The sequence below is a fragment of the Pseudomonas sp. PS02302 genome, assembly GCF_029959585.1.
Lineage (GTDB): Bacteria > Pseudomonadota > Gammaproteobacteria > Pseudomonadales > Pseudomonadaceae > Chryseomonas > Chryseomonas aestiva.
The window spans coordinates 38,574-50,177 of the sequence record NZ_JASCON010000039.1 but is presented as its reverse complement, the minus strand read 5'-3'; the positions used below and the strand labels follow the sequence as shown (position 1 = coordinate 50,177).

Annotated in this window: 12 protein-coding genes; 10 read left to right on the top strand and 2 right to left on the bottom strand. The window is 67.5% G+C overall.

Annotated elements, in window-relative coordinates; genetic code table 11:
- The first annotated feature begins 92 nt into the window (after positions 1-92).
- Complete coding sequence (locus tag QMX82_RS14620; RefSeq protein ID WP_282284806.1) at positions 93-1,238, top strand: serine hydrolase domain-containing protein; 1,146 nt, start codon at positions 93-95, stop codon at positions 1,236-1,238.
- A 9-nt stretch (positions 1,239-1,247) separates the two neighbouring features.
- Here the strand turns inward: QMX82_RS14620 and QMX82_RS14615 are convergent, their stop codons facing one another.
- On the bottom strand, positions 1,248-1,841 hold the full coding sequence (locus tag QMX82_RS14615; RefSeq protein ID WP_133859562.1) for an NYN domain-containing protein: 594 nt from the start codon (positions 1,839-1,841) through the stop codon (positions 1,248-1,250).
- A 224-nt stretch (positions 1,842-2,065) separates the two neighbouring features.
- Entirely contained in the window at positions 2,066-2,485 is a 420-nt protein-coding gene (locus QMX82_RS14610) for a hypothetical protein (protein WP_282284800.1), read from the bottom strand.
- Between the two features lie 279 nt (positions 2,486-2,764).
- Between QMX82_RS14610 and QMX82_RS14605 the strand changes: the two genes are divergently transcribed.
- The 9 genes from QMX82_RS14605 to QMX82_RS14565 all read left to right on the top strand — a co-directional run bounded on the left by QMX82_RS14605 (position 2,765) and on the right by QMX82_RS14565 (position 11,601).
- On the top strand, positions 2,765-3,610 hold the full coding sequence (locus QMX82_RS14605; RefSeq protein WP_282284798.1) for an OmpA family protein: 846 nt from the start codon (positions 2,765-2,767) through the stop codon (positions 3,608-3,610).
- A gap of 80 nt (positions 3,611-3,690) precedes the next feature.
- A complete protein-coding gene (gene pdxH / locus QMX82_RS14600; protein WP_282284796.1) occupies positions 3,691-4,338 on the top strand; it encodes a pyridoxamine 5'-phosphate oxidase in 648 nt (215 codons plus the stop codon).
- Positions 4,339-4,471: 133 nt separating this feature from the next.
- Positions 4,472-4,936, top strand: coding sequence for a hypothetical protein (locus QMX82_RS14595; RefSeq protein WP_133859558.1), 465 nt, complete (start codon positions 4,472-4,474; stop codon positions 4,934-4,936).
- Between the two features lie 186 nt (positions 4,937-5,122).
- Positions 5,123-6,343 (top strand): aspartate aminotransferase family protein, encoded by a 1,221-nt coding sequence (locus QMX82_RS14590; protein ID WP_187978874.1) that lies wholly within the window; start codon positions 5,123-5,125, stop codon positions 6,341-6,343.
- 62 nt (positions 6,344-6,405) lie between these two features.
- Entirely contained in the window at positions 6,406-7,425 is a 1,020-nt protein-coding gene (gene aruF / locus QMX82_RS14585; RefSeq protein ID WP_187978875.1) for an arginine/ornithine succinyltransferase subunit alpha, read from the top strand.
- Between the two features lie 26 nt (positions 7,426-7,451).
- Positions 7,452-8,459 (top strand): arginine N-succinyltransferase, encoded by a 1,008-nt coding sequence (gene astA / locus QMX82_RS14580; protein WP_187978876.1) that lies wholly within the window; start codon positions 7,452-7,454, stop codon positions 8,457-8,459.
- Positions 8,460-8,468: 9 nt separating this feature from the next.
- Positions 8,469-9,932, top strand: coding sequence for a succinylglutamate-semialdehyde dehydrogenase (gene astD / locus QMX82_RS14575; protein ID WP_282284790.1), 1,464 nt, complete (start codon positions 8,469-8,471; stop codon positions 9,930-9,932).
- Entirely contained in the window at positions 9,929-11,290 is a 1,362-nt protein-coding gene (gene astB / locus QMX82_RS14570; protein WP_282284788.1) for an N-succinylarginine dihydrolase, read from the top strand. Before astD ends, astB begins: the two co-directional genes overlap by 4 nt.
- Before the next feature lie 14 nt (positions 11,291-11,304).
- Complete coding sequence (locus QMX82_RS14565) at positions 11,305-11,601, top strand: GTPase (RefSeq protein WP_133859552.1); 297 nt, start codon at positions 11,305-11,307, stop codon at positions 11,599-11,601.
- The last annotated feature ends 3 nt before the right edge of the window (positions 11,602-11,604 follow it).

The following is an 11,604-nucleotide window of genomic DNA, read 5'->3' as shown; positions in this document are numbered from 1 at the left end:
CGCTCCTACAGACACATCGGACCTTGTAGGAGCGGCCGCATCGGCGGACCGCCATGGCCGCGATACCGAAGAACCACAGCAAGGAAATCCCCATGACCGTCCACGGCTATCACGACCTGAGATTCGAATCCGTCCGCGAGGCCTTCGCCGAGTTGTTGGCCGCCGGCCAGACTCGCGGTGCGGCGCTGGGCGTCCAGGTCGGCGGTGAAACGGTGCTGGATCTCTGGGGCGGCCTGGCCGACAAGGACGGTCAGACGCCCTGGCACACCGATACCCTGCTCAATCTGTTCTCCTGCACCAAGGCCTTCACCGCGGTGGCGGCGCTGCAGCTGGTGGAGGAGGGCAAGCTGGCCCTCGATGCCCCGGTCGCCGAACGCTGGCCGGAATTCGCCGCCGCCGGCAAGGCCGACGTTACGCTGCGACAGCTGCTCAGCCACAGATCCGGCGTCTCCGCCTTGCGCGAACGCCTGGCGGGTGACGCCCTCTACGACTGGGACACCATGACCGCCGCGGTCGCCGCCGAGGCACCCTGGTGGACGCCCGGCACCGCCCATGGCTATGCCCCCATCACCTTTGGCTGGCTGCTGGGCGAACTGATCCGTCGTGCCGACGGCCGTGGCCCGGGCGAGGCCATCGTGGCCCGGACCGCCGGGCGCCTGGGCCTGGATTTTCACATCGGCCTGCCGGCCAGCGAAGACGAGCGCGTCGCCCATATCGTGCGGGGCAAGGGCGTGCTGGGCGATGCCGCTGCGCAGCGCCTGCTCAAGACCACCCTGAGCGACCCCGTGGCGCTGCCGACCCTGGCCTTTGGCAATCCATCCGGGGTGCTCACCAGCACCAACAAGGCCGAATGGCGGCGCTTCCAGCAGCCGGCGGCCAACGGCCACGGCCATGCGCGCAGTCTGGCGGGCTTCTATGCCGGTCTGCTGGCCGGGGACCTGCTGGAATGGGAGACCTTGAGCGAGGCCCTGGTAGAGCACAGCCAGGGCGAGGACCGTACCCTGCTCACGCCAACCCGCTTCGGGCTGGGTTTCATGCTCGACCAGCGGGACCAGGCCAATGCCACCTACGGCCTCGGCCCCCAGGCCTTCGGTCATCCGGGGGCGGGTGGCTCGACCGGCTTCGCCGATCCAGAGCGCGAGGTGGCCTTCGGCTTCGTCACCAATACCCTGGGGCCCTACGTGCTGATGGACCCACGCGCCCAGGCCCTGGCGCGGGCGGTAGGGGAGTGCCTCTAGGGCGGTCGGCTAGCGGGCGATGGCCGCCTCGATGTCCTTGAATTCGATCACCCGGACATAGGGCGCGATCTCGCCGCTGATGGAGAAGTGCGCGCCGATCACCGTGACCTCGACCCCTTCGTTTTCCACCAGGTACTGCACCACCTCGTGGAAATCGCCGTCGCCCGCCACCAGGTAGAGCTTCTTCCAGCCGCGCTTGGCATGGGAGCGCATCAGATTGAACGCCAGGCCGACATCCACGCCTTTCTGGCTCTTGGTGGTGTACTGCTCGCCGGTCACCGGATGCAGGATCGGCCCGCCACCCACGGAGGCAGGCCATTCGTGGGCCTTGCTCTGCAGCCAGTACAGCTTGACCCTCAGGCCGGCGCCCTTGGGTGGGGCCGAGCTCAAGAACTTGTTGAAGCCGGTCTGGGCGATGGTGGGTGGGTCGCTATCGCAGTTGAAGTAGTAGGCGTCGCCTATGGGTTCGCCCGCATCCTCTTCAATGAAAAGCCGTAGCTTGAGATAGTCGAATTTCGCGCCATAGACCGAACCATTCCAGGCGCTCAGGGCATAGGCACCGTCGACAAACCAGGCGACGCCCGTTCGAGTTGTAGTTGCCATCGTATTGCTGGGACCAGGTTTTTTACCGTTGATGGGCGCACACCCGCACGCGGGATACGCGGCGCCTATTGTGGGCTTAATTCCCGGTTTGCGCCTCAGGTAACGAGAAGGGATTGCAAACGCCGCGACCTAGAGCGTCCGCCCGGGCGCGAAAGTGGCCCTGGATACCGAAAGACGAGCGCTTGATCGCCCTTTGTCAGATCGCTGGCGCTGGAGGCCGGAGGTCAGGTCGTTGTGGCTTCGCGCCCGTCATTGGCGTGGGGGGCATCGATGATCAGGGCGCTCTGCAGCAGGCGAATGCGCGGCGCCACATGGTAGGCGCCATCGTCATCATGCCGCAGGTAAAGACGTTCGCAGCCCAGGCACAGCCATACCGTGCTCTGGTTGTAGGGATAGAAGCGGGGCGCGATGGGGGCGTCAGCTGACCAGTAGTGAGTGCCCGCCGGGTGGTACTCCGCGATGATGGCGTCTTCGGGGGCGTGACGTGCCAGGGTGCCGATCTGCGCGAACTCCGTTTCCCGGTAGCCCACCGGCCAGGCCGTCCATCCCGCCAGGTCCCGCCGCAGACAGCGACAGTCGCGGGTAATGGCTGCGGCCCTGGCGGCCAGGCGCTCCAGGGTCGCGACATCGATGAGTCCTTCCATGCTCTCGCCTCCGGGCGGGTAGCCATGCCTTCAACAGAACCTTCGCTCGCCGCCAACCCATCAGCAGCGCCCTGGCGGCGATTCGCCTGGATCTTCCTTCGCTCGCTGCCAGGGGCACTGCCACTGGTCGGCACAGACGCAAATTTCGTGACTCGACCGCTTTGCCCGGCGTAGGTTTGCGGCCACAATCTCGAAACTACTTTAAGTTCACTCATGCCGCCGGCTCTGGCCGGGGCATTGATTCACTCTGTCCTCCGGCTCGCCGATGGGAAACTTTGCATGAAGCTGATCAAATCCACCACCCTCATTCTCTGCATGGGCGTATCCGCCTGCAGCTCCTTCCAGGGCACTGGCGACCAGGCCGCCGCGCCTGCCACGCCGGGCAATGCCCAGGCCAGCACCGCCGCCAGCGGCAGCCACTGGTGGTGGCCGTTCGGTGGTGGCGACCAGGCGGCCGCGCCGGCCAAGCCGGTCGCCAAGGCGGCCGAGCCCAAGGCCGAAGCCAAGGTCACGGCGAAGGCGCCCGCCGCCAAGTCCGAACAGGCCGCTACGGCAGGCGAGAAGGGCAGCCGCTGGTGGTGGCCCTTCGGCAGCGAAGACGTGAAGCCCCTGGCCAAGGCGGAAGTCCTCAAGCCGGTACCGGTCAAGGTCAGCAAGGCCTGGCTGGATGAACACGAGCAGAAGCTGCGCGTCGCCGTGGCCGGCAGCAATGTCAAGGTCGAGCGTCGCGACGACGCCCTGGTACTGATCACGCCGGTGGACAGCTCCTTCAACCCGGATCGCGCCGAGATGCTGCTGCCGGTGATGCTCGGCCCGCTGTCCCGCTCGGCCAAGTCGGTGAGCGTGGATGAAGACAGCGCCGTCATCGTGCTGGGCTTCAGCGACAGCACCGGCGCCGCCGCGCTCAACGACAAGATCAGCCTGCAACGCGCCCAGGCCGTGGCGGCGATCTTCCGTCTCAGCGGCTACAGCGGCAATCGCCTGATCGTGCGCGGTCTGGCCGCCGCCCATCCGCGTGCCGACAACACCACCGCCGCCGGTCGTGCCGTCAACCGCCGCGTCGAGGTACTGATCCAGCCGCGCGCCACCGTGCTGGCCAGCCTGCAGTCGCTGGCGGCGCGCTAGCTACAAAGCTTGTCCTGAAGCAGGCGAGCCGGGCGGGACTTGGTTAAGCTAGGTCGATACCGACCTAGCAGGAGACTTCCATGTCACCGTCCCTCGCCGATATGCGTCGCGACTACACCCGCGACGGCCTGACCGAAGCCCAGGCGCCCGCCGATCCTTATGCCCTGTTCGGGCAGTGGTTCGAAGAGGCGGTGCGTACCGAGCAACCTCCGGTCGAAGCCAATGCCTGCTGGCTGGCCACCGTCGACGACGAAGGCCAGCCCCATTGCCGCGTGCTGCTGCTCAAGGGCGTCGATGCCCAGGGCTTCGTCTTCTATACCAATTACGACAGCGCCAAGGGGCAGCAGATGGCCGCGCAGCCGCGTGCGGCCATGACCTTCTTCTGGCCGGCGCTGGAGCGCCAGGTGCGCATCGAGGGGCGGGTGGAACAGGTGTCCGCCGAGGAATCCGATGCCTACTACCGGGTCCGTCCACTGGGCAGTCGCCTGGGTGCCTGGGCCTCGCCGCAGAGCCAGGCCATCGCCGATCGTCACGAGCTGGAGCAGCGTCTGGCCGAGGTGCAGCGGCGCTTCGCCGACGGTGATCCCAGCCGGCCGCCGTTCTGGGGTGGCTATCGCCTGAGGCCCCAGCGCATCGAGTTCTGGCAGGGGCGTTCCAGCCGCCTCCACGATCGGCTGGATTACCAGCGCGTAGAGGGTGGCTGGCAGCGCCAGCGCCTGGCACCTTAAGGCGTTCGCAAGGTGCCGAGGTTACAGTCGCCGGAAACCTCCCCGGACGCCCTGGGTCAAGGATAATAGCGATCTGCGCCCGTACCGCTGCCCGGTACGGCCAGTGTCTTTCAACTGCCCCTGGAGTTGCCCCATGAACAGAGTCCTTCAACTCGCCGCTTCCCTGACCGCCGTCGCCCTGCTGGCCGGCTGCGCCTCCGATCAGTCCGGCGACGTCTATTCGCGCGATGAGGCCCGGCAGGTGCAGACGGTCCGTACCGGTACCATCACCGCCCTGCGTCCGGTCACCATCGAGGGCACCAAGTCGCCCGTTGGCGCCGGGGCCGGTGCCGTGGTCGGTGGCATTGGCGGTAGCGCCATTGGCGGCGGGCGTGGCAGCTTCGTCACCGCCATCATCGGTGCGGTAGCCGGCGGCCTGCTGGGTGCGGCCACCGAAGAGGGCTTCACCAAGGCCAGCGGTGTCGAGATCACCGTGAAGGAAGACGACGGCGGCTCCCGCGCCTATGTGCAGGCGGTCAACAAGGGCGAGATGTTCCGCGTCGGCGAGCGGGTGCGCATCATGACCGTCAACGGCACCAGCCGCGTCGCGCCCAACTGATCTTCCGGACGTACCCGAAGGTACGTCCTCGCCCTTCCAGAGCGGGTGTCCGAATCGCTAGACTGCGAGTCGGACGCCCGTTTGCGTTTTCGCCCGTAAATAGTTGTCGCCTGGGCGCAATGCCGCGCCTGGAGGTCGTCCTACAATCCCCCTCAGTCACCGCCGTGATCGGCAGGAGAAATCCCGATGTCCGCTTCTCAACCCAATGTGCAACGCGCCGCCTTCGATGAGGTGATGGTCCCGACCTACGCCCCCGCCGCGTTCATTCCGGTGCGAGGAGAGGGTTCCCGCGTCTGGGATCAGGCCGATCGCGAATACGTCGACTTCGCTGGCGGCATTGCCGTCAGTGCCCTGGGCCATGGCCATCCCGCGCTGATCAAGGCCCTGACCGAGCAGGCCGGCAAGCTCTGGCACGTGTCCAACATCTACACCAACGAGCCTGCCCTGCGCCTGGCGCGCAAGCTGGTGGACCATACCTTCGCCGACCGGGTGTTCTTCGCCAACTCCGGTGCCGAAGCCAACGAGGCGGCCTGCAAGCTGGCCCGTCGCTATGGTCATGACGTCAGTGGCGGCAGTCGCTACGAGATCGTCGCCGCCACCAACAGCTTCCACGGTCGGACCCTGTTCACCGTCAGCGTTGGGGGGCAGCCCAAGTATTCCGATGGCTTCGGTCCCAAGATCGAAGGCATCCGCCACGTGCCCTACAACGACCTGGCCGCCCTCGAAGCCGTGGTTTCGGACAAGACCTGCGCGGTCATCCTCGAACCCATCCAGGGCGAGGGCGGCGTGCTGCCGGCCGACCAGGCCTACCTGGAAGGCGCGCGTCGCCTGTGCGACACCCATGGCGCCCTGCTGATCTTCGACGAGGTGCAGAGCGGGGTCGGTCGCAGCGGTCATCTCTACGCCTACCAGCACTATGGCGTGGTGCCGGACATCCTCACCACCGCCAAGAGCATCGGCGGCGGTTTCCCGCTGGCAGCCATGCTGACCACCGAGCAGGTCGCCCAGCACTTCAGCGCCGGCGTGCACGGCAGCACCTATGGCGGCAATCCGCTGGGCTGCGCCGTGGGCGCCGCGCTGCTGGACATCGTCGCCACCCCGGAAACCCTGGCCGGCGTCGCCGCGCGCCATCAGCGCTTTGTCGCCGGTCTGGAGCAGCTCAACGCCCGTTACCACCTGTTCCAGCAGATCCGCGGCCTGGGCCTGCTGATCGGCGCGGTGCTCAACGACAGCTGGAAGGGGCGCGCCAAGGACATCGTCACCGCCGCCAACGAGGAAGGCCTGATGATCCTGCAGGCCGGCCCGGACGTGCTGCGCATGGCGCCGAGCCTGATCATCGCCGAGACCGATATCGACGAAGGCCTGGCCCGCCTGGATCGCGCCCTGGCGCGTCTTACCCAAGGCTAATCTCCGGACGCGGGACGCGTACCGCTGGCATCCAAGGATGGATCCGTACACAAGGAGTTCTCATGCTGGTAATGCGCCCTGCGCGCGCGGCGGATCTGCCCCTGGTCCAGCGGCTCGCCGCGGATAGCCCGGTTGGCGTCACCTCGCTGCCCGACAACCCCGAACGGTTGCGCGACAAGATCCGCACCTCGGAGTCGTCGCTGGCGGCCGAGGTGGGCTTCCATGGCGAGGAGAGCTATTTCTTCGTGCTCGAAGACACCCGCAGCGGCGAGCTGCTGGGCTGTTCGGCCATCGTCGCCTCGGCCGGTTTCTCCGAGCCCTTCTACAGCTTTCGCAACGAGACCTTCATCCACGCCTCGCGCGAGCTGAAGATCCACAACAAGGTCCATGTGCTGTCGCTCTGTCACGACCTGACCGGCAACAGCGTGCTGAGCAGCTTCTACGTCCAGCGCCCGCTGCTCGACACCCCTCACGCCGAACTCAATTCCCGCGCCCGTCTGCTGTTCATGGCCGCCCACCCGGCGCGTTTCGCCGATACGGTGGTGGTGGAGATCGTCGGGCTGGCGGACGATGACGGCGAATCGCCGTTCTGGAACGGGGTAGGGCGCAACTTCTTCGACATGGACTACGCCGCCGCCGAGCGCCTGTCCGGGCAGAAGAGTCGCACCTTTCTCGCCGAACTGATGCCGACCTATCCGCTCTATGTGCCCCTGCTGCCCGACAGCGCCCAGGAAGCCATGGGGCAGGTGCATCCCCGGGCTCAGATCACCTTCGACATCCTCAGCCGGGAAGGCTTCGAAACCGACAACTACATCGACATCTTCGATGGCGGTCCGACCCTGCACGCCCGCACCACGGCCATCCGCTCCATCGCCGAGAGCCGCCTGGCGCCGGTGAGCGAAGGTAGTCCGGCCGGCGACGAGGCACCCTGGTTCCTGGTCGCCAACGATGGCCTGGAAAATTTTCGGGCGCTGGCCACGCCGCTGCGCTGGACGCCTGGCGAAGCCGTCGTCCTTTCCCCCGAGCAGATCGCCACCCTGGAGATCGCCGAAGGCGACCGGGTTCGTCTGGTAGCGCTGTAGCCGACCCTAGCGTCTTTGGAGGTCCGATGATCGTCCGTCCCGTCACCCGTGCCGATGTGCCCGCGCTGCTGCAACTGGCGCAGGCGGCCGGCGCCGGTCTCACCACCCTGCCAGCCAGCGAGGAACGCCTGGCGCAGCGGGTGGAAAATGCCGAGCGCAGCTTTCTGCGCCAGGTCGAATCCGCCGACGCGGACTATCTGTTCGTCCTGGAAGAGGACGGCGAGGTCATCGGCATCGCGGGGATCGCCGCGGCCCTGGGGCTGCGTGAGCCCTGGTACAACTACCGGGTCGGCCTGACGGTGAGCGCCTCGCGCGAACTGGACATCCACCGGCAGATCCCCACGCTGTTTCTGGCCAATGACATGACCGGCAGCTCCGAACTCTGCTCGCTGTTCCTGCGCGCCGATCGGCGCGGTGGCGCGGCCGGGCGCCTGCTGTCCAAGTCACGCTTCCTGTTCATCGCCGAATTCCGCGAGCTGTTCGCCGAGCGCATCATCGCCGAATTGCGCGGCATGTCCGATGACCAGGGCCAGTCACCCTTCTGGGAAGCCCTGGGCCGGCATTTCTTCAAGATGGAATTTTCCCAGGCGGACTACCTCACCGGCATCGGCAATCGCGGTTTCATCGCCGAGCTGATGCCGCGCTTTCCGCTGTACACCTGCTTCCTGTCGCCGGAAGCGCGCCAGGTGATCGGTCGGGTGCACCCGGATACCGAGGCCGCGCGCCGCCTGCTGGAGGCCGAGGGCTTCAACTACCAGGGCTATGTCGACATCTTCGACGCGGGTCCGACCGTCGAGGCCGAGACCGCCAAGGTGCGCGCGATCCGCGACAGCCAGCGCCTGGTCCTCGCGGTCGGCACGCCGGGCGACGATGCCGAGGTCTATCTGATCCACAACCGCAAATGCCAGGACTGCCGCATCACCAGCGCCCGCGCGCGCCTGGCTTCCGGCACCCTGGTGGTCGATCTGGCCACTGCCCGCGAACTGCGGCTGATGGCCGGCGCTCAGGTGCGCGCCGTGCGGCTGATGCCCTGAGGAGACCCCATGGATAGCCTCTATATCGCTGGTCAGTGGTGCCCCGGACGTGGCGAGACCTTCACCTCGCTCGATCCCTACGCCGGTACCGCGCTCTGGCAGGGCGCCGCCGCGGATGCAGCGGACGTCGATCAGGCGATCGCCGCGGCTCGCCAGGCCTTTCCTGCCTGGGAAAGACGCGGCCAGGCCGCGCGCCTGGAAATTCTGCAGGCGTTCGCCCAGGCGCTGCAGCAACGTCGTCCCGCGCTGACCCGGGCCTTGGCCGAGGAAACCGGCAAGCCGCTGTGGGAGGCCGATACCGAGCTCGGCAGCATGATCGCCAAGGTGGCCATCTCGGCCCAGGCCGAAGCGGCCCGCGGTGGCGAGCGCGCGGCCAGCGTGGCGGACGCCCGCAGCGTCACGCGTCATCGACCGCATGGTGTCCTGGCGGTCTTCGGTCCCTACAATTTTCCCGGCCATCTGCCCAATGGCCATATCGTCCCGGCGCTGCTGGCTGGCAACACGGTGGTGTTCAAGCCCAGCGAGCTGACGCCGCGTTTCGCCGCCCTGACCCTGGAATGCTGGATCGCCGCCGGGTTGCCGGCCGGGGTGCTCAATCTCGTGCAGGGCGGCCGGACCACCGGCGAGGCCCTGGCCGCGCATCCGGGTCTGGACGGCATCCTCTTCACCGGCTCCAGCGCCACCGGCGCGGCGCTGCATCGTCTCAACGCGGACCGTCCGCAGCGACTGCTGGCGCTGGAGATGGGCGGCAACAATCCCCTGGTGGTGGCGCCGGTGGCCGATCTGGACGCCGCCGTGGTGACCATCGTCCAGTCGGCCTTCCTCTCTGCCGGGCAGCGCTGCACCTGTGCCCGCCGCCTGCTCGTACCCGAAGGGGCCTGGGGCGATGCCCTGCTGGCGCGCCTGGTGAGTGTCAGCGCCGGGCTCAGCACCGGTCGTTTCGACGCCGATCCGGCGCCCTTCATGGGCACCGTCATCTCCCTTGCCGCTGCCCAGGCCCTGCTGCAGACCCAGGCCCAGCGCCTGGCCCAGGGTGGCCGGGTACTGCTGGAGTTGCGGCAGCCGGAGCCCCAGCGAGCGCTGCTCACGCCGGGGATCATCGAGGTGTCGGGGATCGCCGACCTGCCCGATGAAGAAGTCTTCGGGCCGCTGTTGCAGGTCCAGCGCTATGGCGACTTCGACGAGGCGCTGGCGCTCGCCAACGCCACTCGCTTTGGCCTGGCGGCCGGCCTGCTGGCCGACGATCCGGCCCTCTACGAACGCTTCTGGCAGGGGGTGCGCGCCGGCATCGTCAACTGGAACCGGCCCCTGACCGGGGCGGCCAGTGCCGCCCCCTTCGGCGGCGTCGGTGCCTCGGGCAATCATCGACCCAGCGCCTATTACGCCGCGGACTACTGCGCCTTCCCGGTCGCCTCGCTGGAAAGCGACGCCCTGACCCTGCCTAGCCAACTGCCTCCAGGACTACAGCTATGAGTCAACTCGCCCCTGCCGCGCGGGAGGTCAATTTCGACGGCCTGGTCGGTCCGACCCACAACTATGCCGGCCTGTCCTACGGCAACGTGGCGTCCCAGGCCAGCAAGCAGCAATGCTCGAATCCGCGCGAGGCCGCGCGCCAGGGCCTGGCCAAGATGCAGGCGCTGATGGAGCTGGGTTTCGAGCAGGGTGTGCTGGCCCCCCACGAAAGACCCGACATCGCCTCGCTGCGCCGCCTGGGGTTCGCCGGCAGCGATGCCCAGGTGCTGGAGGGTGCGGCGCGCGAAGCCTTGCCGCTGCTGCTGTCCGCCAGTTCCGCCTCGGCCATGTGGACGGCCAACGCCGCCACCGTCAGCCCCAGCGCCGACACCCGCGACGGCCGCGTGCATTTCACCCCGGCCAACCTGGCCTGCAAGTTTCACCGCAGCCTCGAACCTAGCACCACGGCGCGCATCCTCCAGGCGATGTTTCGCGATCCCGCGCGTTTCCAGCACCATGCGCCGCTGCCCTCGGTGGCCCAGTTCGGTGACGAGGGCGCGGCCAACCACACCCGCTTCAGTCGCGACCACGGCGCCCCGGGCGTGGAACTCTTCGTCTTCGGTCGCAGCGCCTTCGATCCGCGTTATCCCGAGCCCCATCGCTATCCGGCGCGGCAGACCCTGGAAGCCTCTCAGGCCATCGCCCGTCTGCATGGCCTGAGCGAGGAGGGCGTGGTGTTCGCCCAGCAGAATCCGGCGGTGGTGGACCAGGGCGTTTTCCACAACGACGTCATCTCGGTGGGCAACGCCCAGGTGCTGTTCCACCATGAGGATGCCTTCCTCGACAGCGATCGCGTGCTCGGCGAATTGCAAACCAAGCTCGCCCGACGCGGTGCCAGCTTGCAACGCCTCTGCGTGCGACGCAGCGAGATCAGCGTCGGTGACGCCGTGCGCTCCTATCTGTTCAACAGCCAGCTGCTGGATCGACCGGGGCAGGGCGCATTGCTGGTGGTGCCCGACGAGTGTCGACAGAATCCGTTGGTCTGGGACTATCTGCAGGCCCAGGTCGGCGGCGCAGGCCCGCTTGATGAGGTCAAGGTCTTCGATCTCAAGCAGAGCATGCAGAACGGCGGTGGCCCCGCCTGCCTGCGCCTGCGCGTGGCGCTCACCGCCGACGAGCTGGCCGCGGTTAATCCGGGGGTGCGCTTCACCCCGGCGCTGCACGCCCAACTGCTCGGCTGGGTGGATCGCCACTACCGCGACCGCCTGACACCTGCGGATCTCGCCGATCCCCAGTTGCTGGGCGAAGTCCGCACCGCCCTCGACGAGTTGACCCAGTTGCTGGGCCTCGGCTCGGTCTATCCCTTTCAATTGCCCTGACCTCCGGAGCCCCCATGAGCCACCTTCTCGATCTCATCCTCGAACCCACCGCGGACGAGCAGCAGACGCTGCAGGTCCAGCGCCTGGCCATCCGCCTGGCCGGTCGCGACCTCTGGCTGGAAGCCGATGGCAGCGGCGGTCTCAACATCTTCGCCGACTCCCAGGATGATGAGGAGCAGACCCCGGTCCTGGTGCTGCGCCCCCAGGCCCTCAATGCCCTGGGCCTGTCCATCGCCCTGGAGACCTTCGCCGACGAAGGCGATGAGAATCACGTGCATGACGCCGATTGCGGTTGCGGCCACGATCATTGAGTA